Annotated in this window: 21 protein-coding genes, 4 tRNA genes and 2 rRNA genes (1 of these 27 only partly in view); all 27 read right to left on the reverse strand. The window is 55.6% G+C overall.

Going from position 1 to position 25,568, the window contains the following annotated elements; translation table 11 throughout:
• Nucleotides 1–10: 10 nt before the first annotated feature.
• Nucleotides 11–835 (reverse strand): 50S ribosomal protein L2, encoded by an 825-nt coding sequence (rplB, locus tag ACLH0I_RS26485; RefSeq protein WP_003186055.1) that lies wholly within the window; start codon nt 833–835, stop codon nt 11–13.
• A 14-nt stretch (nt 836–849) separates the two neighbouring features.
• Complete coding sequence (gene rplW / locus ACLH0I_RS26490) at nt 850–1,149, reverse strand: 50S ribosomal protein L23 (protein WP_002555488.1); 300 nt, start codon at nt 1,147–1,149, stop codon at nt 850–852.
• Nucleotides 1,146–1,748, reverse strand: coding sequence for a 50S ribosomal protein L4 (rplD, locus tag ACLH0I_RS26495; RefSeq protein ID WP_003186057.1), 603 nt, complete (start codon nt 1,746–1,748; stop codon nt 1,146–1,148). Before rplD ends, rplW begins: the two co-directional genes overlap by 4 nt.
• Nucleotides 1,749–1,760: 12 nt before the next feature.
• Nucleotides 1,761–2,396: a 50S ribosomal protein L3 gene (gene rplC, locus ACLH0I_RS26500; RefSeq protein ID WP_003186059.1), complete on the reverse strand. Its 636-nt coding sequence runs from the start codon at nt 2,394–2,396 to the stop codon at nt 1,761–1,763.
• A gap of 80 nt (nt 2,397–2,476) precedes the next feature.
• Entirely contained in the window at nt 2,477–2,788 is a 312-nt protein-coding gene (gene rpsJ / locus ACLH0I_RS26505) for a 30S ribosomal protein S10 (protein WP_003186070.1), read from the reverse strand.
• 156 nt (nt 2,789–2,944) lie between these two features.
• Nucleotides 2,945–4,138, reverse strand: coding sequence for an elongation factor Tu (gene tuf, locus ACLH0I_RS26510; RefSeq protein WP_003186071.1), 1,194 nt, complete (start codon nt 4,136–4,138; stop codon nt 2,945–2,947).
• Nucleotides 4,139–4,168: 30 nt separating this feature from the next.
• Entirely contained in the window at nt 4,169–6,274 is a 2,106-nt protein-coding gene (gene fusA, locus ACLH0I_RS26515) for an elongation factor G (protein WP_053125865.1), read from the reverse strand.
• 30 nt (nt 6,275–6,304) lie between these two features.
• Complete coding sequence (gene rpsG, locus ACLH0I_RS26520; protein WP_003186074.1) at nt 6,305–6,775, reverse strand: 30S ribosomal protein S7; 471 nt, start codon at nt 6,773–6,775, stop codon at nt 6,305–6,307.
• Nucleotides 6,776–6,877: 102 nt separating this feature from the next.
• The gene (rpsL, locus tag ACLH0I_RS26525) at nt 6,878–7,249 is read right to left on the reverse strand and encodes a 30S ribosomal protein S12 (protein ID WP_003186084.1); all 372 of its coding nucleotides are present in this window, start codon (nt 7,247–7,249) and stop codon (nt 6,878–6,880) included.
• A 216-nt stretch (nt 7,250–7,465) separates the two neighbouring features.
• A complete protein-coding gene (rpoC, locus tag ACLH0I_RS26530; protein WP_047230482.1) occupies nt 7,466–11,665 on the reverse strand; it encodes a DNA-directed RNA polymerase subunit beta' in 4,200 nt (1,399 codons plus the stop codon).
• A 64-nt stretch (nt 11,666–11,729) separates the two neighbouring features.
• On the reverse strand, nt 11,730–15,803 hold the full coding sequence (rpoB, locus tag ACLH0I_RS26535; RefSeq protein ID WP_053125867.1) for a DNA-directed RNA polymerase subunit beta: 4,074 nt from the start codon (nt 15,801–15,803) through the stop codon (nt 11,730–11,732).
• A gap of 220 nt (nt 15,804–16,023) precedes the next feature.
• Nucleotides 16,024–16,389: a 50S ribosomal protein L7/L12 gene (gene rplL, locus ACLH0I_RS26540; protein ID WP_025215758.1), complete on the reverse strand. Its 366-nt coding sequence runs from the start codon at nt 16,387–16,389 to the stop codon at nt 16,024–16,026.
• Nucleotides 16,390–16,467: 78 nt separating this feature from the next.
• On the reverse strand, nt 16,468–16,968 hold the full coding sequence (gene rplJ, locus ACLH0I_RS26545) for a 50S ribosomal protein L10 (protein ID WP_047230484.1): 501 nt from the start codon (nt 16,966–16,968) through the stop codon (nt 16,468–16,470).
• Between the two features lie 198 nt (nt 16,969–17,166).
• Nucleotides 17,167–17,862 carry a 50S ribosomal protein L1 gene (gene rplA, locus ACLH0I_RS26550; RefSeq protein WP_003186095.1) on the reverse strand — a complete coding sequence of 232 codons (696 nt, stop codon included), beginning with the start codon at nt 17,860–17,862 and terminating at the stop codon, nt 17,167–17,169.
• On the reverse strand, nt 17,862–18,293 hold the full coding sequence (gene rplK / locus ACLH0I_RS26555) for a 50S ribosomal protein L11 (RefSeq protein WP_003176435.1): 432 nt from the start codon (nt 18,291–18,293) through the stop codon (nt 17,862–17,864). Before rplK ends, rplA begins: the two co-directional genes overlap by 1 nt.
• A 117-nt stretch (nt 18,294–18,410) precedes the next feature.
• Nucleotides 18,411–18,944: a transcription termination/antitermination protein NusG gene (gene nusG / locus ACLH0I_RS26560; protein ID WP_003186097.1), complete on the reverse strand. Its 534-nt coding sequence runs from the start codon at nt 18,942–18,944 to the stop codon at nt 18,411–18,413.
• A gap of 9 nt (nt 18,945–18,953) precedes the next feature.
• The gene (secE, locus tag ACLH0I_RS26565; RefSeq protein ID WP_003206102.1) at nt 18,954–19,322 is read right to left on the reverse strand and encodes a preprotein translocase subunit SecE; all 369 of its coding nucleotides are present in this window, start codon (nt 19,320–19,322) and stop codon (nt 18,954–18,956) included.
• 45 nt (nt 19,323–19,367) lie between these two features.
• Nucleotides 19,368–19,443: transfer RNA gene (locus ACLH0I_RS26570), tRNA-Trp, on the reverse strand.
• A gap of 53 nt (nt 19,444–19,496) precedes the next feature.
• Complete coding sequence (tuf, locus tag ACLH0I_RS26575) at nt 19,497–20,690, reverse strand: elongation factor Tu (protein WP_003186103.1); 1,194 nt, start codon at nt 20,688–20,690, stop codon at nt 19,497–19,499.
• 84 nt (nt 20,691–20,774) lie between these two features.
• Nucleotides 20,775–20,850, reverse strand: a tRNA-Thr gene (locus ACLH0I_RS26580).
• Between the two features lie 26 nt (nt 20,851–20,876).
• Nucleotides 20,877–20,950: transfer RNA gene (locus ACLH0I_RS26585), tRNA-Gly, on the reverse strand.
• 24 nt (nt 20,951–20,974) lie between these two features.
• Nucleotides 20,975–21,059: transfer RNA gene (locus ACLH0I_RS26590), tRNA-Tyr, on the reverse strand.
• Nucleotides 21,060–21,201: 142 nt separating this feature from the next.
• The gene (locus ACLH0I_RS26595) at nt 21,202–21,657 is read right to left on the reverse strand and encodes a hypothetical protein (RefSeq protein WP_250962647.1); all 456 of its coding nucleotides are present in this window, start codon (nt 21,655–21,657) and stop codon (nt 21,202–21,204) included.
• A gap of 7 nt (nt 21,658–21,664) precedes the next feature.
• A complete protein-coding gene (locus ACLH0I_RS26600; RefSeq protein WP_411385778.1) occupies nt 21,665–22,414 on the reverse strand; it encodes a pantothenate kinase in 750 nt (249 codons plus the stop codon).
• The gene (birA, locus tag ACLH0I_RS26605) at nt 22,404–23,360 is read right to left on the reverse strand and encodes a bifunctional biotin--[acetyl-CoA-carboxylase] ligase/biotin operon repressor BirA (RefSeq protein ID WP_411385779.1); all 957 of its coding nucleotides are present in this window, start codon (nt 23,358–23,360) and stop codon (nt 22,404–22,406) included. The genes ACLH0I_RS26600 and birA overlap by 11 nt, the downstream gene beginning before the upstream one ends.
• 133 nt (nt 23,361–23,493) lie before the next feature.
• Nucleotides 23,494–23,609, reverse strand: a 5S ribosomal RNA gene (gene rrf, locus ACLH0I_RS26610).
• A 157-nt stretch (nt 23,610–23,766) separates the two neighbouring features.
• Nucleotides 23,767–25,568, reverse strand: a 23S ribosomal RNA gene (locus ACLH0I_RS26615); it runs 1,090 nt beyond the window's last position.

The following is a 25,568-nucleotide window of genomic DNA, read 5'->3' on the forward strand; positions in this document are numbered from 1 at the left end:
ATCCCTCTATTTACTTGCGACGACGGACGATCATTTTGTCGGTACGCTTATTACCACGAGTCTTCGCGCCCTTAGTCGGGAAGCCCCATGGCGATACCGGATGACGACCACCAGAGGTACGACCTTCACCACCACCATGTGGGTGGTCAACCGGGTTCATGGCAACACCACGAACGGTTGGGCGAACGCCACGCCAGCGCTTGGCACCAGCTTTACCCAACGAACGCAGGCTGTGCTCGGAGTTCGAGACTTCGCCCAGGGTCGCACGGCATTCAGCCAGTACTTTACGCATCTCACCAGAACGCAGACGCAGGGTCACGTAGACACCTTCACGAGCGATCAGCTGAGCCGAAGCACCAGCGGAACGAGCGATCTGTGCGCCTTTACCTGGCTTCAATTCGATGCCGTGTACGGTGCTACCAACTGGAATGTTACGCAGTTGCAGAGCGTTGCCCGGCTTGATCGGTGCCAGGGCACCTGCGATCAGCTGGTCGCCAGCGCTCACGCCTTTAGGGGCGATGATGTAGCGACGCTCGCCATCTGCGTACAGCAGCAGAGCGATGTGAGCAGTACGGTTTGGATCGTATTCGATACGCTCGACGGTGGCAGCGATGCCATCCTTGTCGTTGCGACGGAAGTCGACCAGACGATAATGCTGCTTATGACCACCACCGATGTGACGCGTGGTAATACGGCCATTGTTGTTACGACCACCAGACTTCGATTTTTTCTCGAGCAGCGGTGCGTGAGGAGCGCCTTTATGCAGCTCCTGGTTGACCACCTTGACCACAAAACGGCGGCCAGGGGAAGTCGGTTTGCATTTAACGATTGCCATGATGCACCCCTTCCTTACTCAGCACTGCTGCTGAAATCGAGATCTTGGCCTGGCTGAAGGGAGATAACTGCCTTCTTCCAGTCATTACGCTTGCCCAGACCGCGAGCAGTGCGCTTGCTTTTACCCAGTACGTTCAGGGTAGTCACGCGCTCTACTTTCACGCTGAACAGGCTTTCGACGGCCTTCTTGATTTCCAGCTTGGTTGCGTCAGTCGCAACCTTGAAAACGAACTGGCCTTTCTTGTCTGCCAGAACCGTAGCCTTCTCGGAAACGTGCGGGCCAAGCAGAACTTTAAATACGCGTTCCTGGTTCATCCCAGCAGCTCCTCGAATTTCTTCACGGCCGACACGGTGATCAACACCTTGTCGTATGCGATCAGACTGACCGGATCGGAACCCTGCACGTCACGAACGTCGACGTGTGGCAGGTTGCGAGCAGCCAGGTACAGGTTCTGATCAACAGCGTCAGACACGATCAGGACGTCAGTCAGGCCCATGCCGTTCAGCTTGTTCAGCAGATCTTTGGTTTTCGGTGCTTCAACAGCGAAGTCCTGAACCACGACCAGACGATCAGTACGCACCAGCTCAGCAAGGATGGAACGCATTGCTGCGCGATACATCTTCTTGTTCAGCTTCTGGGAGTGATCCTGAGGACGAGCTGCGAAAGTGGTACCGCCGCCACGCCAGATTGGGCTACGGATAGTACCGGCACGAGCACGGCCAGTACCTTTCTGACGCCATGGGCGCTTGCCGCCACCGGAAACGTCGGAACGGGTCTTTTGCTGCTTGCTACCTTGACGGCCGCCAGCCATGTAGGCCACGACTGCTTGGTGAACCAGCGTCTCGTTGAATTCGCCGCCAAATGTCAGTTCGGAAACTTCGATCGCTTGAGCGTCATTTACATTTAATTGCATGTCAGCTTCCCCTTAACCGCGAGCCTTGGCTGCTGGACGTACAACCAAGTTGCCGCCAGTAGCGCCAGGAACAGCGCCCTTGACCAACAACAGATTGCGTTCAGCGTCCACGCGCACTACTTCGAGGGACTGCACGGTCACGCGCTCAGCGCCCATATGACCGGACATTTTTTTGCCCTTGAATACACGACCAGGAGTCTGGCACTGGCCGATAGAGCCTGGAACGCGGTGGGATACGGAGTTACCGTGGGTGTTATCTTGCCCGCGGAAGTTCCAACGCTTGATCGTACCCTGGAAGCCTTTACCCTTGGACTGACCGGTCACATCAACCAGTTGACCAGCGGCGAAGATTTCAGCGTTGATCAGATCGCCGGCCTGGTACTCGCCTTCTTCAAGGCGGAATTCCATTACGGTACGACCAGCGGCAACGTTCGCCTTGGCGAAGTGGCCAGCCTGAGCTGCTGTTACACGCGAAGCGCGACGCTCGCCGACAGTGACTTGCACTGCACGATAGCCATCGGTCTCTTCAGTTTTGAACTGGGTGACGCGATTCGGCTCGATCTCAATGACCGTGACCGGAATGGAGACACCTTCTTCGGTGAAAATACGGGTCATACCGCATTTACGACCGACTACACCAATAGTCATGTTGTAAACCTCATGAGTGTACGGGGCTTTCACCCGCTATGGCCGCCCATTTCAGAGCGTTACACGACTAAGACCGAGTCTTAGCCGAGGCTGATCTGCACTTCCACACCGGCCGCAAGATCGAGCTTCATAAGTGCATCAACGGTTTTATCCGTTGGCTGGACGATGTCCAGAACGCGCTTATGAGTACGGATCTCGTACTGGTCACGCGCGTCTTTGTTGACGTGCGGGGAGACCAGAACGGTGAACCGCTCTTTACGGGTAGGCAGTGGAATTGGACCACGCACTTGAGCACCAGTACGTTTCGCGGTTTCCACGATTTCCTGGGTGGATTGGTCGATCAGGCGATGGTCGAAAGCCTTCAACCTGATACGGATTTGCTGATTTTGCATTGGATTTCAGACTCCGGCTGCTATTCCCACCGAGCGCAATACGCCCGTTAAAAGGAGGCGCAATTCTATAGACGCCCCATATAGGTGTCAACCCAATAAAAAAGCCCCCGCTGGGCGGGGGCTTTCTCAACTCATCGAAGCTGACTCAAAAAGAGCTTACTCGATGATTTTGGCTACGACGCCAGCGCCGACGGTACGACCGCCTTCACGGATAGCGAAACGCAGACCGTCTTCCATTGCGATGGTCTTGATCAGGGTGACAACCATTTTGATGTTGTCGCCTGGCATTACCATTTCAACGCCTTCCGGCAGTTCGCAGTTACCGGTCACGTCAGTGGTCCGGAAGTAGAACTGTGGACGGTAGCCTTTGAAGAACGGAGTGTGACGACCGCCTTCTTCTTTGCTCAGAACGTACACTTCAGCTTCGAACTTGGTGTGCGGCTTGACCGAACCTGGCTTAACCAGAACCTGGCCACGCTCAACGTCGTCACGCTTGGTACCACGCAGCAGAACGCCGCAGTTCTCGCCAGCACGACCTTCGTCGAGCAGCTTACGGAACATTTCAACACCGGTGCAGGTGGTGACGGTGGTGTCACGCAGACCTACGATTTCCAGTGGATCCTGAACCTTGACGATACCGCGCTCGATACGACCAGTCACAACAGTACCGCGACCAGAGATCGAGAATACGTCTTCGATTGGCATCAGGAACGGCTTGTCGATAACACGAACTGGCTCTGGGATGTAGCTGTCCAGAGTTTCTACCAGACGCTTGACAGCGGTGGTACCCATTTCGTTGTCGTCTTGGCCGTTCAGAGCCATCAGAGCCGAACCGATGATGATTGGAGTGTCATCACCTGGGAAGTCGTAAGTGCTCAGCAGATCGCGCACTTCCATCTCAACCAGCTCCAGCAGCTCAGCGTCGTCAACCATGTCAGCCTTGTTCAGGAAGACAACGATGTACGGAACGCCTACCTGACGGGACAGCAGGATGTGCTCACGGGTTTGTGGCATCGGACCATCAGCGGCCGAGCAAACCAGGATCGCGCCGTCCATCTGGGCAGCACCGGTGATCATGTTCTTCACATAGTCAGCGTGACCTGGGCAGTCAACGTGAGCGTAGTGACGAATCGAAGAGTTGTACTCAACGTGCGCGGTGTTGATGGTGATACCACGAGCCTTTTCTTCCGGAGCGCTGTCGATCTTGTCGAAAGCAACAACGGCCGAACCGAAAACTTCGGAGCAGACGCGAGTCAGAGCAGCAGTCAGGGTGGTTTTACCGTGGTCAACGTGACCAATGGTGCCAACGTTGACGTGCGGTAGGGAACGATCAAATTTTTCTTTAGCCACGACAATTAACTCCTTGCCTAAAGGGCTGAATCAGCCTTGCTTTTTGGTAACAGTCTCGACGATATGCGACGGAGCTGTATTGTATTTTTTGAATTCCATAGAGTAGCTTGCGCGACCCTGAGACATGGAACGAACGTCGGTCGCGTAACCGAACATTTCACCCAACGGAACCTCGGCACGAATAACCTTGCCGGAAACCGTATCTTCCATGCCCAGAATCATGCCACGACGACGGTTAAGGTCGCCCATGACATCACCCATGTAGTCTTCAGGCGTAACGACTTCTACTGCCATGATCGGCTCGAGCAACTCACCACCGCCCTTCTGGGCCAGTTGCTTGGTTGCCATGGAAGCAGCCACCTTGAACGCCATCTCGTTGGAGTCGACGTCGTGGTAAGAACCATCAAACACAGTCGCCTTCAGGCCGATCAGCGGATAGCCGGCAACAACGCCGTTCTTCATCTGCTCTTCGATACCCTTCTGGATCGCCGGGATGTATTCCTTAGGAACCACACCACCTACGACTTCGTTCACGAATTGCAGACCTTCCTGACCTTCGTCAGCCGGTGCAAAACGGATCCAGCAGTGACCGAACTGGCCACGACCGCCGGATTGGCGAACGAACTTGCCTTCGATTTCACAGTTCTTCGTGATGCGCTCACGATAGGAAACCTGAGGCTTACCGATGTTGGCTTCGACGTTGAACTCACGGCGCATCCGGTCAACCAGGATGTCCAGGTGCAACTCACCCATGCCGGAGATGATCGTCTGACCAGTCTCTTCATCAGTCTTGACGCGGAAAGACGGGTCTTCCTGAGCAAGCTTGCCCAGAGCGATACCCATTTTTTCCTGGTCGTCCTTGGTCTTAGGCTCAACGGCAACCGAAATAACCGGCTCCGGGAAGTCCATGCGAACCAGGATGATTGGCTTGTCAGCGTTGCACAAGGTTTCACCGGTGGTGACGTCCTTCATGCCGATCAAGGCCGCGATGTCGCCAGCGCGTACTTCCTTGATTTCTTCACGGGCGTTTGCGTGCATTTGCACCATACGACCCACGCGCTCTTTCTTGCCTTTTACCGAGTTGATCACGCCGTCGCCGGAGGCCAACACGCCCGAGTAAACTCGAACAAAGGTCAAGGTACCCACGAATGGGTCGGTAGCGATCTTGAACGCCAAAGCCGCGAAAGGCTCGTCATCACTTGCGTGACGCTCCATTTCCTCTTCCTCGTTATCCGGGTTGGAACCCTTGATAGCAGGAATGTCGGTTGGAGCAGGCAGGAAGTCGATAACGGCGTCGAGAACCAGGGGAACACCCTTGTTCTTGAAGGAAGAACCGCAAACAGCCAGAACGATCTCACCAGCGATGGTACGCTGACGCAGAGCGGCCTTGATTTCCTCGTTGGTGAGTTCTTCACCCTCAAGGTACTTGTTCATCAGCTCTTCATTGGCTTCGGCCGCAGCCTCAACCATGTTGCCGCGCCACTTCTCGGCTTCTTCCAGCAATTCAGCAGGAATGTCCTTGCGAACAGGAACCATGCCCTTGTCGGAATCGTTCCAGTAGACAGCTTGCATGTTGATCAGATCGATCTGACCCTGGAAGTTGTCTTCGGAACCGATAGCCAACTGGATCGGCACCGGAGTGTGACCCAGACGCTGCTTGATCTGAGCGATCACGCGCAGGAAGTTGGCACCAGCACGGTCCATCTTGTTTACGTAAACAAGACGTGGAACGCCGTATTTGTTGGCCTGACGCCATACGGTTTCCGACTGAGGCTCAACACCCGAAGTACCACAGAACACAACGACAGCGCCGTCGAGTACACGCAGGGAACGCTCAACTTCAATGGTGAAGTCTACGTGGCCTGGGGTATCGATAACGTTGAAGCGGTGCTCGTGCGGGTACTGCTTCTCGGAACCTTTCCAGAAGGCGGTGATAGCAGCAGAAGTAATGGTAATACCACGCTCCTGCTCCTGCACCATCCAGTCTGTGGTCGCGGCGCCATCATGCACCTCGCCCATTTTGTGACTTTTGCCGGTGTAAAAAAGGACGCGCTCGGTGGTGGTGGTTTTACCAGCATCCACGTGAGCAACGATACCGATGTTACGGTAGCGGTTAATCGGTGTAGTACGAGCCATAAAGCCCTCGCAAATTGAGTGACGCTAAAATTAGAAGCGGTAGTGCGAGAAAGCCTTGTTGGCTTCAGCCATACGGTGCACGTCTTCACGCTTCTTAACTGCAGCACCTTTACCTTCAGCAGCGTCCAACAGTTCACCAGCCAAACGCAGGGCCATGGACTTCTCACCGCGCTTGCGAGCGAAGTCTACCAGCCAGCGCATTGCCAGGGCGTTACGACGGGACGGACGAACTTCGACCGGAACCTGGTAAGTAGCACCGCCTACACGGCGCGACTTCACTTCGACCAGCGGAGCGATGGCGTCGAGAGCTTTCTCGAAGATTTCCAGGGGATCGCTGTTCTTGCGTTCCTTAACTTTGTCCAGTGCGCCATAAACGATACGCTCGGCCACGGCTTTCTTGCCGCTTTCCATTACGTGGTTCATGAACTTGGCGAGAATCTGGCTTCCGTATTTCGGATCGTCCAGAATCTCACGTTTGGCTGCTACGCGACGTCTTGGCATTGATAAGCCCTCAAACGGTCTTCAGGTTAGCCCGGGACAGCAGATGCGTGCCCGACCTTACTCTTATCGACTCAATAAAATTAAAAACTGCAAAACGGCCGATTATTTCGGACGCTTGGTACCGTACTTCGAACGACCTTGGTTACGACCTTTGACGCCGGAAGTATCCAAAGAGCCGCGAACGGTGTGGTAACGAACACCTGGCAAGTCTTTTACACGACCGCCGCGGATCAGGACCACGCTGTGCTCTTGCAGGTTGTGGCCTTCACCGCCGATGTACGAGGAAACCTCGAAACCGTTGGTCAGACGCACACGGCATACTTTACGCAGTGCCGAGTTAGGTTTTTTCGGCGTGGTGGTATACACACGGGTGCATACGCCACGACGTTGCGGGCAGTTCTGCAGCGCAGGCACGTCGGATTTCTCGACGATACGCTTACGCGGCTGACGTACCAGCTGGTTGATAGTTGCCATCTACTAGCTCCACTGTTGTCTTGCGACGCTATTGTCTTACAAGAAAAGCAAAATGGCAGGAACGAATTCCCGCCAAATTTAGGGGATCAAGAGTCTAAAGAGGATCTTGCCCCCAGTCAAGGCAAGGCCCCGACCTCCCCGTCCGCCGGATCTCGACAATTTGTCTCGATCCGCCGAACGGGGTGACCAGGGCCAGGCACTCAATTACCGCAGAACTCAGTTACCACTCGAGTTCAGTGCTTCGGTCAGTGCAGCTTCCACTTCACTGGCGCTTACGCGCAACGGTTTGTCAGCATCACGGCGACGCTTGCGCTCGCTGTGATAGGCCAAGCCGGTACCGGCCGGGATCAGACGACCCACGACCACGTTTTCTTTCAGGCCGCGCAGGTAGTCGCGCTTGCCGGTTACCGCCGCTTCGGTCAGTACGCGGGTGGTTTCCTGGAAGGAAGCCGCCGAGATGAACGATTCGGTGGACAACGACGCCTTGGTGATACCCAGCAGCACGCGAGTGAACTTGGAGACGAACTTGTCTTCGGTCGCCAGGCGCTCGTTTTCCACCAGTACGTGAGTCAGTTCCATCTGGTCGCCCTTGATGAAACTCGAGTCGCCGGATTCAGCGATCTCGACCTTACGCAGCATCTGACGCAGGATGGTCTCGATGTGCTTGTCGTTGATCTTCACGCCTTGCAGACGGTAAACGTCCTGGATCTCGTTCACGATGTACTTGGCCAGCGCACTCACACCCAGCAGACGCAGGATGTCGTGTGGATCGCTCGGGCCGTCCGAGATAACTTCGCCGCGATTTACCTGTTCGCCTTCGAAGACGTTCAGGTGACGCCACTTCGGAATCAGCTCTTCGTACGGATCGCTACCGTCGTTCGGAGTAATGACCAGACGGCGCTTGCCCTTGGTCTCTTTACCGAACGCGATGGTGCCGCTGACTTCAGCCAGAATCGAGGCTTCTTTCGGACGACGAGCTTCGAACAAGTCGGCAACACGCGGCAGACCACCGGTGATGTCGCGGGTTTTCGAAGTTTCCTGCGGGATACGAGCGATTACGTCACCGATCGCGATCCGCGCACCGTCCGCAACACCGACCAGGGCGTTGGCTGGCAGGAAGTACTGAGCGATTACGTCAGTGCCTGGCAGCAACAGGTCCTTGCCGTTGTCATCGACCATCTTCACAGCAGGACGGATGTCCTTGCCGGCAGCTGGACGATCTTTTGCATCAAGTACTTCAATGTTGGTCATACCGGTCAATTCGTCGGTCTGACGCTTGATCGTGATGCCTTCTTCCATGCCCACGTAGGTCACGGTACCTTTCATCTCGGTGACGATCGGGTGAGTGTGCGGATCCCACTTGGCCACGATGGCACCAGCGTCGACCTTGTCGCCTTCCTTCACCGAAATCACAGCACCGTACGGCAGCTTGTAACGCTCACGCTCACGACCGAAGTCATCAGCGATGGCCAGCTCACCGGAACGGGACACAGCCACCAGGTGACCGTCGACACGCTCTACGTGCTTGAGGTTGTGCAGACGGACGGTACCGCCATTCTTCACCTGGACGCTGTCGGCCGCGGAGGTCCGGCTTGCCGCACCACCGATGTGGAACGTACGCATCGTCAGCTGGGTACCCGGCTCACCGATGGACTGGGCAGCGATAACGCCGACCGCTTCACCGATGTTCACCTGGTGACCACGAGCCAGGTCGCGACCGTAGCACTTGGCGCAGATGCCGTAGCGGGTTTCGCAGCTGATCGGCGAACGTACGATCACTTCGTCGATGCTGTTGAGTTCGATGAACTCGACCCACTTCTCGTCAACCAAGGTGCCAGCAGGAACGATGACGTCCTCGGTACCCGGCTTGAATACGTCACGGGCGATGACACGACCCAATACGCGCTCACCCAATGGCTCTACTACGTCACCGCCTTCAATGTGCGGCGTCATGACCAGGCCATGTTCGGTGCCGCAATCGATCTCGGTCACGACCAGATCCTGGGCAACGTCTACCAGACGACGAGTCAGGTAACCGGAGTTCGCCGTTTTCAACGCGGTATCCGCAAGACCCTTACGAGCACCGTGAGTGGAGATGAAGTACTGGAGTACGCTCAAGCCTTCACGGAAGTTCGCGGTAATCGGGGTCTCGATGATGGAACCGTCCGGCTTGGCCATCAGGCCACGCATACCGGCGAGCTGACGGATCTGCGCAGCAGAACCCCGTGCGCCCGAGTCGGCCATCATGTACATCGAGTTGAAGGATTCCTGGTCGACTTCGTTGCCGTGACGGTCGATGACTTTCTCTTTCGAGAGGTTGGCCATCATCGCCTTGGAAACTTCGTCGTTCGCCTTGGACCAGAGGTCGATCACCTTGTTGTACTTCTCGCCCTGGGTTACCAGGCCGGAGGCGTACTGACTTTCGATCTCTTTCACTTCTTCGGTGGCAGCACCGATGATGCGGGCTTTTTCATCCGGGATAACGAAGTCGTTAACGCCGATGGAAACGCCGGAAATGGTCGAATAGGCAAAACCGGTGTACATCAACTGGTCAGCGAAGATCACGGTCTCTTTCAGACCCACCACGCGGTAGCACTGGTTGATCAGCTTGGAGATCGCCTTTTTCTTCATCGGCAGGTTGACGACGTCGAAGGACAAGCCTTTTGGCACAACCTGGAACAACAGCGCACGGCCGACGGTAGTGTCGACGATACGAGTGTTGGTCACGCTGCCGCCGTCACGATCGTTCACGGTTTCGTTGATCCGCACCTTGACCTTGGCATGCAGTGCGGCTTCGCCGGCACGGAACACACGGTCAACTTCCTGCAGATCCGCGAACACACGACCTTCGCCCTTGGCGTTGATCGCTTCACGCGTCATGTAGTACAGACCCAATACAACGTCCTGCGACGGAACGATGATTGGCTCACCGTTGGCTGGCGACAGGATGTTGTTGGTCGACATCATCAACGCGCGCGCTTCGAGCTGGGCTTCCAGCGTCAGCGGTACGTGCACGGCCATCTGGTCGCCGTCGAAGTCGGCGTTGTACGCAGCACAGACCAGCGGGTGCAGCTGGATAGCCTTACCTTCGATCAGTACCGGTTCAAACGCCTGGATGCCCAGACGGTGAAGGGTCGGTGCACGGTTGAGCAGCACTGGGTGTTCGCGAATCACTTCAGCGAGAACGTCCCAGACCTCTGGCAGCTCGCGCTCGACCATTTTCTTGGCCGCTTTGATGGTGGTCGCCAGACCACGCATTTCCAGCTTGCCGAAAATGAACGGCTTGAACAGCTCCAAGGCCATTTTCTTAGGCAGACCGCACTGGTGCAGACGCAGGGTCGGGCCTACGGTAATTACCGAACGACCGGAGTAGTCAACACGCTTACCGAGCAAGTTCTGACGGAAACGACCCTGCTTACCCTTGATCATGTCAGCCAGGGATTTCAGAGGACGCTTGTTGGAACCGGTAATAGCGCGGCCACGACGACCGTTGTCGAGCAGTGCGTCGACCGCTTCCTGCAACATACGCTTTTCGTTGCGCACGATGATGTCCGGAGCGGACAGATCGAGCAGGCGCTTCAAGCGGTTGTTACGGTTGATCACTCGACGATACAGATCGTTGAGGTCGGAAGTCGCGAAACGACCGCCATCGAGCGGAACCAGCGGACGCAGGTCTGGCGGCAGAACCGGCAGAACGGTCAGCACCATCCACTCTGGCAGGTTGCCGGAACCCTGGAAGGCTTCCATCAACTTCAGACGCTTGGACAGCTTCTTGATCTTGGTTTCGGAGTTGGTTTGCGGAATTTCTTCGCGCAGACGGCCAATCTCGTGCTCCAGGTCGATAGCGTGCAGCAGTTCGCGGACAGCTTCGGCACCCATGCGGGCATCGAAATCGTCACCGAACTCTTCCAGCGCTTCGAAGTACTGCTCGTCGTTGAGCAGCTGACCTTTTTCAAGAGTGGTCATGCCTGGATCGATAACGACATAGCTCTCGAAGTAGAGAACACGTTCGATATCACGCAGGGTCATGTCCATCAGCAAGCCGATACGGGACGGCAGCGATTTCAGGAACCAGATGTGGGCAACCGGCGAGGCCAGTTCGATGTGCGCCATGCGCTCACGACGAACTTTTGCCAGCGCGACTTCAACGCCGCACTTCTCGCAGATCACACCGCGGTGCTTCAAGCGCTTGTACTTACCGCACAGGCACTCGTAATCCTTGACCGGGCCAAAGATCTTGGCGCAGAACAGGCCGTCACGCTCAGGTTTGAACGTACGGTAGTTGATGGTTTCCGGCTTTTTAACTTCACCGAACGACCACGAACGGATCATCTCAGGCGAGGCCAATCCAATACGGATGGCGTCGAACTCTTCGACTTGACCCTGGTTTTTCAGCAAATTCAGTAGGTCTTTCAAGGCCTTTCCTCCTGGCGGAGCAGAGAGCGGGCAAAACAGCCCCGCTCTCGATTCGCGTCACGTGTTATTCGGTTTCCAGATCGATATCGATGCCGAGGGAACGAATTTCCTTGATCAACACGTTGAAAGACTCGGGCATGCCCGGCTCCATACGGTGATCGCCGTCCACGATGTTTTTGTACATCTTGGTCCGGCCGTTCACATCGTCCGACTTCACTGTGAGCATTTCTTGCAGAGTGTATGCAGCACCGTACGCTTCCAGTGCCCAGACCTCCATCTCCCCGAAACGCTGACCACCGAACTGCGCCTTACCACCCAGCGGCTGCTGGGTAACCAGGCTGTAAGAACCGGTAGAACGAGCGTGCATCTTGTCGTCTACCAAGTGGTTCAGCTTCAGCATGTACATGTAGCCAACGGTAACCGGGCGCTCGAACTTGTTGCCGGTACGGCCGTCGAACAGCTGCATCTGGCCGCTTTCTGGCAGGTCTGCCAGCTTCAGCATGGCCTTGATTTCGCTTTCCTTGGCACCGTCGAACACCGGAGTGGCCATTGGAACGCCGCCGCGCAGGTTCTTCGCCAGATCCAGGATTTCCTGGTCGGAGAAGGTGTCCAGCTCTTCGTTGCGACCGCCGATCTCGTTGTAGATCTCGTGCAGGAACTTACGCAGGTCAGCGACCTTGCGCTGCTCTTCGATCATACGGTTGATCTTCTCGCCCAAGCCCTTGGCCGCGAGGCCCAGGTGGGTTTCAAGGATCTGACCAACGTTCATACGCGAAGGTACGCCCAACGGGTTGAGGACCACATCGACCGGGGTGCCATTGGCATCGTGCGGCATGTCTTCAACCGGCATGATCACGGAGACCACACCCTTGTTACCGTGACGACCGGCCATCTTGTCGCCCGGCTGGATGCGGCGACGGATTGCCAGGTAAACCTTGACGATTTTCAGCACGCCTGGAGCCAGGTCATCGCCCTGCTGCAGTTTGCGCTTCTTGTCTTCGAACTTGTCGTCCAGCAGACGGCGGCGATCAACGATGTAGGCCTGGGCCTTCTCGAGCTGCTCGTTCAGAGCGTCTTCAGCCATGCGCAGTTTGAACCACTGGCCGTGCTCAAGACCGTCGAGGACTTCGTCGGTGATTTCCTGACCTTTCTTCAGGCCGGCGCCGCCTTCAGCCTTGTGGCCTACCAGGGCGGAGCGCAGACGTTCGAAAGTCGCGCCTTCGACAATACGGAACTCTTCGTTCAGGTCCTTGCGGATCTCGTCGAGCTGAGTCTTCTCGATGGACAGTGCACGAGCATCACGCTCAACGCCGTCGCGGGTGAAGACCTGTACGTCGATGACGGTACCCTTGGTGCCGGTAGGCACGCGCAGGGAGGTGTCTTTAACGTCGCTGGCTTTTTCACCGAAGATGGCACGCAGCAGTTTTTCTTCCGGAGTCAGCTGGGTCTCGCCTTTCGGAGTGACCTTGCCCACCAGGATGTCGCCTGCGCCTACTTCGGCACCTACATAAACGATACCGGCTTCGTCCAGCTTGTTCAGTGCAGCTTCACCCACGTTCGGGATGTCCGCAGTGATTTCCTCTGGGCCAAGCTTGGTGTCACGGGCCACACAGGTCAGTTCCTGGATGTGGATCGTGGTGAAGCGATCTTCCTGAACCACACGCTCGGACAGGCAGATGGAGTCTTCGAAGTTGAAGCCGTTCCATGCCATGAACGCGATGCGCATGTTCTGGCCCAACGCCAGTTCACCCATATCGGTGGACGGACCGTCGGCCATGATGTCGCTGCGCTGAACCCGATCACCCTTGCTCACCAGCGGACGCTGGTTGATGCAGGTGTTCTGGTTGGAGCGGGTGTATTTGGTCAGGTTGTAGATGTCGACACCGGCTTCGCCAGTTTCAACTTCGTCATCGGCAACACGAACCACGATACGGCTGGCGTCGACGGAGTCGATCACGCCGCCACGACGAGCCACGACGCAAACGCCGGAGTCACGGGCTACGTTACGCTCCATGCCGGTACCGACCAGCGGCTTGTCGGCACGCAGGGTGGGTACAGCTTGACGCTGCATGTTCGAACCCATCAACGCACGGTTGGCGTCGTCGTGCTCGAGGAACGGGATCAGCGACGCTGCAACCGACACTACCTGCTTCGGCGACACGTCCATCAAGGTGACGTCTTCCGGCGCCTTGACGGTGAACTCGTTCAAGTGACGAACCGCTACCAGCTCGTCGATCAGAACTTTCTTGTCGTTCATCGTGGCCGAAGCCTGGGCGATCACGTGATCAGCTTCTTCGATGGCGGACAGGAACACGATCTCGTCGGTGACCAGGGCATCTTTCACCACGCGGTACGGGCTTTCGAGGAAGCCGTACTGGTTGGTGCGCGCATAGGCAGCCAGGGAGTTGATCAGACCGATGTTCGGACCTTCCGGCGTTTCGATCGGGCATACACGACCGTAGTGCGTCGGGTGTACGTCACGAACTTCGAAGCCTGCACGCTCACGAGTCAGACCGCCTGGGCCGAGTGCGGAGACACGACGCTTGTGGGTGATCTCGGACAGCGGGTTGTTCTGGTCCATGAACTGGGACAGCTGGCTCGAACCGAAGAACTCCTTCACCGCCGCAGCCACAGGCTTGGCGTTGATCAGGTCTTGCGGCATCAGGCCTTCGCTTTCAGCCATCGACAGGCGTTCCTTGACCGCACGCTCTACGCGCACCAGGCCAACACGGAACTGGTTCTCGGCCATCTCGCCTACGCAGCGAACACGACGGTTACCCAGGTGGTCGATATCATCGACGATGCCTTTGCCGTTACGGATGTCGACCAGGGTCTTGAGGACCGCGACGATGTCGTCCTTGTTCAGTACACCCGAACCTTCGATCTCGGTACGACCGATACGACGGTTGAACTTCATCCGGCCGACCGCAGACAGGTCATAGCGCTCAGGGCTGAAGAACAGGTTGTTGAACAGGGTCTCGGCGGCATCCTTGGTTGGCGGCTCGCCAGGACGCATCATGCGATAGATCTCGACCAGGGCTTCCAGCTGGTTGCCGGTGGAGTCGATCTTCAGCGTGTCGGAAATGAACGGACCACAGTCGATGTCGTTGGTATACAGCGTCTCGATGCGAACGACCTGGGCCTTGGCGATTTTCGCCAGGATCTCGGTGTTCAGCTCGGTGTTGCACTCTGCCAGGATTTCGCCGGTGGCCGGATGCACGATGACCTTGGCCGTGGTGCGACCCAGGACGTAGTCCAGAGGCACTTGCAGCTCTTTGATCCCGGCTTTTTCCAGCTGGTTGATGTGGCGAGCGGTGATACGACGACCCTGCTCGACAATAACCTTGCCTTTGTCATCCTGGATATCGAGGACAGCGATTTCACCGCGCAGGCGCTGAGGCACCAGTTCCAGGCTGAGGTTTTCACCTTGCACGTGGAAAACGTTGGTGGTGTAGAACGCGTCCAGCACTTCTTCAGTGGTATAGCCGAGCGCACGCAGCAGTACCGATGCAGGCAGCTTGCGACGACGGTCGATACGCACGAACACGCAGTCTTTCGGGTCGAATTCGAAGTCCAACCACGAACCGCGGTAAGGAATGATGCGCGCGGAGTAAAGCAGTTTGCCGGAGCTGTGCGTCTTGCCACGGTCGTGGTCGAAGAACACGCCCGGAGAACGGTGCAGCTGGGAAACGATTACACGCTCGGTACCGTTGATTACGAAGGTACCGTTTTCAGTCATCAGGGGGATTTCACCCATGTAGACTTCTTGCTCTTTGATGTCCTTGATCGCTTTGTTCGACGATTCTTTGTCGAAAATGATCAGGCGCACTTTTACCCGCAAAGGTACGGCGTAAGTCACACCGCGCAATACGCATTCTTTGACATCAAATGCCGGTTCGCCCAGGCGATAACCGACGTACTCCAGCGCAGCATTGCCGGAGTAGCTGATGATCGGGAAAACGGATTTGAAGGCCGCATGCAGGCCCACGTCGCGGAACTGATCTTTAGTCGCTCCCGCTTGCAAGAATTCACGATACGAATCCAGCTGGATGGCCAGGAGGTACGGCACATCCATGACGTCCGGCAACTTGCTAAAGTCCTTGCGGATACGTTTTTTCTCAGTATATGAGTAAGCCATCAGCGTTCCCCAGCTTGGTCACCTGCTTGTTTGGCCCCTCCCGACGGGAGCAGCCAGAAAATCGTGCAAACCCCATGGTTTGCGCCACCACATCGGGTGGTTACAGCTCGCGATCAGCACCGACCCAGTCGGCTGCCAATAACGGAAAAAGGCCGGTGGCAAGAGCCACCAGCCATCAGCCTGTCGCTTAACGCTCGGGCTGGAGACGCAAAGTCGATGCTTACTTCAGCTCGACTTTAGCGCCTGCTTCTTCCAGAGTGGCCTTGGCTTTGTCAGCTGCGTCTTTCGATACAGCTTCCAGAACCATGGCAGGAGCGCCGTCAACTACAGCCTTGGCTTCTTTCAGGCCCAGACCGGTCAGTTCACGTACTGCCTTGATCACGTTTACTTTCTTCTCGCCAGCTTCGGTCAGCATGACGTTGAATTCGGTTTGCTCTTCAACAACGGCGGCAGCAGCAGCTGGACCAGCGGAAGCAGCGGCAGCGGAAACGCCGAATTTTTCTTCGAAAGCTTTGATCAGCTCAACAACCTGCAGAACCGACATTTCAGCTACGGCGTTGAGGATATCGTCTTGGGAGATAGACATTACTGTATTTCCTGAATTGGGGGACGGCCTACGCGGCCATCGAAATAAACAAAAAAGCGCGAGAGAAAGTGCTCAGCCTTAGGCTGCGGCAGCTTCTTTTTGCTCGCGAACTGCAGCCAGGGTACGAGCCAGCTTGCTGGTGGCGCCTTGAATCACGCTCATCAGCTGCGAAATGGCTTCGTCGCGGGTCGGCAGTGTTGCCAGTACATCGATCTGATTAGCTGCGAGGAACTTGCCCTCGAACGCAGCTGCCTTGATCTCGAACTTGTCCTGACCCTTGGCGAATTCCTTGAACAAACGGGCAGCAGCGCCTGGATGATCTTTGGAGAACGCGATCAGGGTCGGGCCGGTGAACACGTCGTTGAGAACACTGTATTCAGTGTCAGCAACAGCGCGCTTGAGCAGGGTGTTACGTACGACACGTACGTAAACGCCAGCTTCACGGGCCTCTTTACGGAGTCCGGTCATTGCGCCTACTGTTACGCCACGGGCATCAGCCACGACAGCGGACAGAGCGACTTTGGCAGCCTCGTTGACTTCAGCGACGATGGCCTTCTTGTCTTCGAGATTAATTGCCACGGGTTTAACTCCTGCTTGTTACCGTTTCATTCGATCGAAACCGAATGTCGTTTTGGTGTCTGATTCGGTAAGGAACCGGGAGCACCATCTGCGTAGGCTTGTGGTTTAAGACTTGCGTCGCCTACGGTCTTGGACAGCCCCCGCCAGGCAGGGACCCCAATTTTGTGGTTGGCGCGATTGCTCGTGCCAACCTGAGTCTTACGCGTCGAGCGAGCTCTGATCGATGACCAGACCTGGGCCCATAGTGGTGCTCAGGGTAACGCGCTTGACGTAGATACCTTTCGAAGAAGCTGGCTTGATACGCTTCAGATCAGCGATCAGGGCTTCAACGTTTTCCTTCAGCTTGACGGCGTCGAAGCCGATCTTGCCAACGGAAGTGTGGATGATGCCGTTTTTGTCGGTGCGATAACGAACCTGACCAGCCTTGGCGTTTTTAACCGCGGTGGCTACGTCTGGCGTTACGGTGCCGACTTTAGGGTTAGGCATCAGACCACGTGGACCGAGGATCTGACCCAACTGACCTACAACACGCATGGCATCCGGAGATGCGATCACTACGTCATAGTTCAGGTCGCCGCCCTTCATTTCAGCAGCCAGGTCGTCCATGCCTACGCGATCAGCGCCAGCGGCCAGAGCAGCTTCAGCTGCTGGGCCCTGGGTGAACACGGCAACACGAACGGTCTTGCCAGTGCCGTGTGGCAGCACGGTTGCGCTACGAACGACCTGGTCGGATTTACGTGGGTCAACACCCAGGTTCACAGCAACGTCGAACGACTCGCTGAACTTGACAGTCGACAGCTCAGCCAGCAGAGCGGCGGCGTCTACAAAGTTGTAGGCCTTGCCTGCTTCGATTTTGCCGGCGATAGCCTTTTGACGCTTGGTCAGCTTAGCCATTACACACCCTCCACGTTAAGGCCCATGCTACGAGCAGAACCGGCGATAGTACGCACGGCTGCATCCATATCAGCTGCAGTCAGATCCGCGTTTTTGGTTTTCGCGATTTCTTCCAACTGAGCACGGGTAACGGTGCCAACCTTAACGGTGTTTGGACGAGCGGAACCGCTGGTCAAACCTGCAGCCTTCTTCAGCAGAACCGAAGCCGGGGTGCTTTTTGTTTCGAAAGTGAAGCTACGGTCGCTGTAGACAGTGATGATCACTGGAGTCGGCAGACCTGGCTCAAGACCCTGAGTACGGGCGTTGAAAGCCTTGCAGAACTCCATGATGTTCACGCCGTGCTGACCCAGGGCAGGACCAACAGGTGGGCTTGGGTTAGCCTGAGCGGCCTTCACTTGCAGCTTGATGTAAGCGGTAATTTTCTTGGCCATGAGGCACTCCAATTACGGGTTCGAACGCCTCGAAAGGCTCCCCGGTTACTTGCGCGTTTATCCCAGTGACGACAAAACCCCACAGCCTAGGGCTGCGGGGTTGGGATGCCTGTTCAATCAGACCTTTTCGACCTGGCTGAACTCTAGCTCTACCGGAGTAGAGCGACCGAAAATGAGCACTGCCACTTGGATCCGGCTCTTTTCGTAGTTAACTTCTTCAACCGTGCCATTGAAATCAGCGAATGGACCGTCGGTGACACGTACAACCTCACCCGGCTCAAACAGCGTTTTCGGCTTCGGCTTGTCGCTACCATCAGCGACACGACGCAGAATCGCTTCTGCCTCTTTATCCGTGATCGGCGCAGGCTTGTCGGCGGTACCGCCAATGAAGCCCATCACCCGAGGGGTATCCTTGACCAAGTGCCAAGTCCCTTCGTTCATGTCCATCTGTACCAGCACGTAGCCCGGAAAGAACTTACGTTCACTTTTGCGCTTCTGGCCATTGCGCATTTCAACCACTTCTTCAGTGGGGACCAGAATCTCGCCGAAGCCATCTTCCATGCCAGCCAGCTTTACGCGCTCTACCAGCGAGCGCATGACATGCTTCTCGTAACCCGAGTAAGCATGCACAACGTACCAACGCTTAGCCACGGGACACCCTTAGCCAACAATCAAGGAAACAAGCCAGCCGAGCAGGGAATCAAGCCCCCACAACAGCAACGCCATTACCAGAACAACAGCCACAACAATCAACGTGGTCTGCGTGGTTTCTTGGCGAGTCGGCCATACGACTTTACGAATCTCGGTGCGAGCTTCCTTAGCGAGTACAAAGAAAGACTTGCCCTTGGCTGTCTGCAGGCCTACAAAGGCAGCTACAGCAGCAATGGCGAGCAATGCTAGTACGCGGTACAGGATCGGCGAAGCAGAATAATACTGATTGCCAACAACGCCAATAACCACCAAAGCGACTACCACTAGCCACTTGAGCAGATCGAAGCGAGAGCCTTGAGCTTCAGCTTTAGGAGTCATCTATGAAGATCCTGTGAAAAGAAAGCCAGACACACCAAGTGAATCTGGCAGGTCAGGAGGGAATCGAACCCCCAACCTACGGTTTTGGAGACCGTCGCTCTGCCAATTGAGCTACTGACCTAAAACAAAATCAGGCCGACCATTATGCCGGCCCGAAAAAGACATTACAACTGTTTACTCGATGACTTTGGCTACGACGCCAGCGCCGACGGTACGACCGCCTTCACGGATAGCGAAACGCAGACCGTCTTCCATCGCGATGGTCTTGATCAGGGTAACAGTCATCTGAATGTTGTCACCTGGCATTACCATTTCAACGCCTTCTGGCAGCTCGCAGTTACCAGTCACGTCAGTTGTACGAAAGTAGAACTGTGGACGGTAGCCCTTGAAGAACGGAGTATGACGACCGCCTTCTTCCTTACTCAGAACGTAGACTTCTGCAGTGAACTTGGTGTGCGGCTTGACGGTGCCCGGCTTGACCAGAACCTGGCCACGCTCAACGTCGTCACGCTTGGTGCCGCGCAGCAGTACGCCGCAGTTCTCGCCAGCACGACCTTCGTCGAGCAGCTTGCGGAACATCTCAACGCCAGTGCAGGTAGTTTTCTGAGTGTCGCGCAGACCGACAATCTCAACTTCTTCCTGGATACGAACAATGCCACGCTCAACACGACCAGTCACAACAGTACCGCGACCGGAGATCGAGAACACGTCTTCGATTGGCATCAGGAACGGCTTGTCGATAGCACGCTCTGGCTCTGGGATGTAGCTATCCAGAGTTTCCACCAGCTTCTTGACAGCAGTGGTGCCCATTTCGTTGTCGTCTTGGCCATTCAGAGCCATCAGAGCCGAACCGATGATGATTGGAGTGTCATCACCTGGGAAGTCGTAAGTGCTCAGCAGGTCGCGCACTTCCATCTCAACCAGTTCCAGCAGCTCAGCGTCGTCAACCATGTCAGCCTTGTTCAGGAAGACAACGATGTACGGAACGCCTACCTGACGGGACAGCAGGATGTGCTCACGGGTTTGCGGCATCGGACCATCAGCGGCCGAGCAAACCAGGATCGCGCCATCCATCTGGGCAGCACCGGTGATCATGTTTTTTACGTAGTCGGCGTGACCTGGGCAGTCAACGTGTGCGTAGTGACGCACGGCCGAATCGTATTCAACGTGAGCGGTGTTGATGGTGATACCGCGAGCTTTCTCTTCCGGGGCGCTGTCGATCTTGTCGAAGTCAACCTTGGCCGAACCGAAAACTTCGGAGCAGACGCGGGTCAGAGCAGCGGTCAGCGTGGTCTTACCGTGGTCAACGTGACCAATGGTACCGACGTTGACGTGCGGCTTATTACGTTCGAACTTTTCCTTAGCCATCGAAATCACCCCTAGGAGAAGAATTTAGCGAGTCACACAAGCCATTAAAACAAAGGCAGATATTTGCATATCTGCCTTGTTATATGGAGCTCTTGAGCGGATTTGAACCGCTGACCTCACCCTTACCAAGGGTGTGCTCTACCAACTGAGCTACAAGAGCGAAACACTTTGCACAACCTGCAAACTTGGAGCGGGTAGCGGGAATCGAACCCGCATCATCAGCTTGGAAGGCTGAGGTTCTACCACTAAACTATACCCGCGGAGCTTGCAGCTCACGCTAAAAATGGTGGAGGGGGAAGGATTCGAACCTTCGAAGTCGTAGACGTCAGATTTACAGTCTGATCCCTTTGGCCGCTCGGGAACCCCTCCTAAGCGAGCCGGCATTCTATATCATGCCAGCCTTCTGTCAAGCATTTTCTCATTAAAAACCTGAGGTTAGCTGCGTTGACGTCGCTTCGTACCGCTTACCTTTAAAGGTCTTCGCTGCGAAGCGGGCGCCATTCTATGCAAACTACCCTGCGGGTGCAACCCCCTCGCACGGCATTATTTTATGTTTTAACTCATTGAATTCTTTAGAAAGGTTTTGAAGCAGCGTTTCATTCACCTTTCCCGCGCTTTCCTGGGAAACCTGAACCCAAAACCCTCCACCCTCAGGAGCGCTCTGTGAGCCCGACGCCACGAAACGACCCAGGACACTTGAAGCCGCCAAACGCTGCTCCAACTGCCTGGCCAGCTCCGGACGGGAAAAACCACCCAGGTAGACACAGGTTTGGGATACCTCACCGGACTTGGCTGAATCGCGCCTAACAAGGGCGTCCGCCGTTTCGCTCAAGAGATGGATATCCTGTTGCGAACCGCGATACAAACTCAGCGGCGTGACATCCTTGGCGCGAAGCGGAGCCTCCTGCTGATGCCAGATGTAATAAAAGACATTCAAAACCAGCAATAACAGAAACAGCCACCGCATAAAGACCTCAAGACAAAGGGCAGGCCATCGCCAAGCCAACAAAAACCAGGTCAGGCACCACCCTGGCATCTGGAACGACCCCGGAAACCAGATTGGCATCTCCTCCTGTAAGAAACACCACGAATTCCTTTCCCCAATATTGCCGCGCCAATTCAAGCTGAGTCAGGACGAACCCCCTGAGCATCAGCATGCAACCGCGCTCAACCGCCTCGACGGTCGCACGACCTGGAGCGAGACTCTCATGGGCTCGCTCGGCCGCTATATCGTCATAGCGAATTTTTCGTGTGTGGGTACGCAATTGATTACGCATTAGCGGCATGCCAGGACAAATGAATCCGCCGAGATGCTCGCCATCCGCCGCCACGAAATCAGCAGTAACTGCAGTACCAAAATCAAGAACCAGGCATGCCCCCGAAGCGAGATGAAAACCGCCGAGCAAGGCCAGCCATCGATCGAGGCCTAGCCGCTCGTAATCTTCGTAGCCGTTTTTCACACCTGCCATTTCCCGGGCGGGCACAGCACGAACCACCGACACCCCGAACAGGTCAACCAGCGAAGCGACCAGTGAGTCCGTCTCCGCCAAGGTCCTGACGCTAACAAGACGACACTTTCTGAGCTGGAATTTCCCTCCATCACTCAGGCTCGCCAGCAGATCGTCGTCACAGCTGACCACGCCCCCCTCGACCGGCGTTATCCCGTCAGCACGAAGAACACGCCATTTGATAAAGCTGTTGCCGCAGTCAAGCTCAAGAATCATCACGCAACCTCAAACTGAGCTCACCACCGCTAAAGTTCTTTTCCACACCATCTACCTTCAAACGCAGCGCACCCTGCTGATCAATGCCCAGCACAATGCCGTCAATTTTGTTAACACCTGCAATCAGAGATACAGCTCGGCCTTGCCAAAGATGGTACTGCTCCCATTCCGACTGGATCGCGGTAAACCCCGATGCATGATGACGCTCCAGATACTGCCGTAGCTTCGCACCCAATCGCGCCACCAGCTCATTTCGATCGAAATCCCTGCCCGCCTCAAGGCACATGGATGTCCACTGCTGGTCGACCTCATCAGTTGCTTGCATGTTCACATTAACCCCCACACCCAGGACGACATGGCAAACATCTGCAGGATCTCCCACCAATTCAAGCAGAATGCCGGCAATCTTTTTCTCACCCACCAGGACATCATTGGGCCATTTCAGTCCTGCCCCCGCGATGCCCATGTCGCGCAAGGCATGCATGACTGCGAGCCCGACTACCAGACTCAGACCTTCAATTTGTCGCATGCCGCCGTCAATGCGTAACACCAGGCTGTGATAGAGATTTTCAGCAAAGGGACTGACCCACTTACGACCACGACGACCGCGCCCCGCTAACTGTCGCTCGGCCAAAACCAAGAACGGTGCAGCCCCGCCACGTTCAATGCAACGCAGCGCCTCGGCGTTAGTGGAGTCGATAGAGTCAAATATATGGACAGGCCATTCAGGAAGGCCTTTTGCGCGGATTTCTGCCGCATCCAAAAGCAACAGGGGCTTCGCCAATTGATACCCCCTACCTCGAACTTTATGCACAGACAACCCTAAATCCGCCTCCAAGTGCTGCAACTGCTTCCATACAGCACTGCGACTGATACCCAGTGCAATACCCAGCGCCTGCCCCGAATGAAAGCGGCCATCCTTCAGAAGTTTTAGCAACGTGAGCATGCGGACTGCGCCCTGATAATGAGGCCCGCATGATAGCCATGCGCAAGACGGTTGCATAGAAACACAAAATGACTTTCCTGCGGGCAAAACAAAACCCCTACCTGCATCAGCAGATAGGGGTTTCGGAATTTAATCTTGACGATGACCTACTCTCACATGGGGAAACCCCACACTACCATCGGCGATGCATCGTTTCACTGCTGAGTTCGGGATGGGATCAGGTGGTTCCAATGCTCTATGGTCGTCAAGAAATTCGGGTACCGAATCGTGGCCTGGTGGCCTCGCTTCAGCAAATTGGGTATGTGACAGCTTTCGGTGTTTTGTGAGATTCGAACTTTCGGTTCGTTTCGTCTTCACACACCGCAATCTGGTGCTCTTTCGAGTCAGCAAATTGCTTGGGTGTTATATGGTCAAGCCTCACGGGCAATTAGTACAGGTTAGCTCAACGCCTCACAGCGCTTACACACCCTGCCTATCAACGTCGTAGTCTTCGACGGCCCTTCAGGGGACTCAAGGTCCCAGTGAGATCTCATCTTGAGGCAAGTTTCCCGCTTAGATGCTTTCAGCGGTTATCTTTCCCGAACATAGCTACCCGGCAATGCCACTGGCGTGACAACCGGAACACCAGAGGTTCGTCCACTCCGGTCCTCTCGTACTAGGAGCAGCCCCTCTCAAATCTCAAACGTCCACGGCAGATAGGGACCGAACTGTCTCACGACGTTCTAAACCCAGCTCGCGTACCACTTTAAATGGCGAACAGCCATACCCTTGGGACCGGCTTCAGCCCCAGGATGTGATGAGCCGACATCGAGGTGCCAAACACCGCCGTCGATATGAACTCTTGGGCGGTATCAGCCTGTTATCCCCGGAGTACCTTTTATCCGTTGAGCGATGGCCCTTCCATACAGAACCACCGGATCACTAAGACCTACTTTCGTACCTGCTCGACGTGTCTGTCTCGCAGTCAAGCGCGCTTTTGCCTTTATACTCTACGACCGATTTCCGACCGGTCTGAGCGCACCTTCGTACTCCTCCGTTACTCTTTAGGAGGAGACCGCCCCAGTCAAACTACCCACCATACACTGTCCTCGATCCGGATAACGGACCTGAGTTAGAACCTCAAAGTTGCCAGGGTGGTATTTCAAGGATGGCTCCACGCAGACTGGCGTCCACGCTTCAAAGCCTCCCACCTATCCTACACAAGCAAATTCAAAGTCCAGTGCAAAGCTATAGTAAAGGTTCACGGGGTCTTTCCGTCTAGCCGCGGATACACTGCATCTTCACAGCGATTTCAATTTCACTGAGTCTCGGGTGGAGACAGCGCCGCCATCGTTACGCCATTCGTGCAGGTCGGAACTTACCCGACAAGGAATTTCGCTACCTTAGGACCGTTATAGTTACGGCCGCCGTTTACCGGGGCTTCGATCAAGAGCTTCGCGTTAGCTAACCCCATCAATTAACCTTCCGGCACCGGGCAGGCGTCACACCCTATACGTCCACTTTCGTGTTTGCAGAGTGCTGTGTTTTTAATAAACAGTCGCAGCGGCCTGGTATCTTCGACCGGCGTGGGCTTACGCAGCAAGTGCTTCACCCTCACCGGCGCACCTTCTCCCGAAGTTACGGTGCCATTTTGCCTAGTTCCTTCACCCGAGTTCTCTCAAGCGCCTTGGTATTCTCTACCCAACCACCTGTGTCGGTTTGGGGTACGGTTCCTGGTTACCTGAAGCTTAGAAGCTTTTCTTGGAAGCATGGCATCAACCACTTCGTCACCCAAAGGGTAACTCGTCATCAGCTCTCGGCCTTAGAATCCCGGATTTACCTAAGATTCCAGCCTACCACCTTAAACTTGGACAACCAACGCCAAGCTGGCCTAGCCTTCTCCGTCCCTCCATCGCAATAACCAGAAGTACAGGAATATTAACCTGTTTTCCATCGACTACGCTTTTCAGCCTCGCCTTAGGGACCGACTAACCCTGCGTCGATTAACGTTGCGCAGGAAACCTTGGTCTTTCGGCGTGGGTGTTTTTCACACCCATTGTCGTTACTCATGTCAGCATTCGCACTTCTGATACCTCCAGCAAGCTTCTCAACTCACCTTCACAGGCTTACAGAACGCTCCTCTACCGCATCACTTACGTGATACCCGTAGCTTCGGTGTATGGTTTGAGCCCCGTTACATCTTCCGCGCAGGCCGACTCGACTAGTGAG

The sequence above is a fragment of the Pseudomonas sp. MPB03 genome (genome assembly GCF_046605385.1).
In the GTDB taxonomy this organism is placed as follows: Bacteria; Pseudomonadota; Gammaproteobacteria; order Pseudomonadales; family Pseudomonadaceae; genus Aquipseudomonas; species Aquipseudomonas zanjanensis.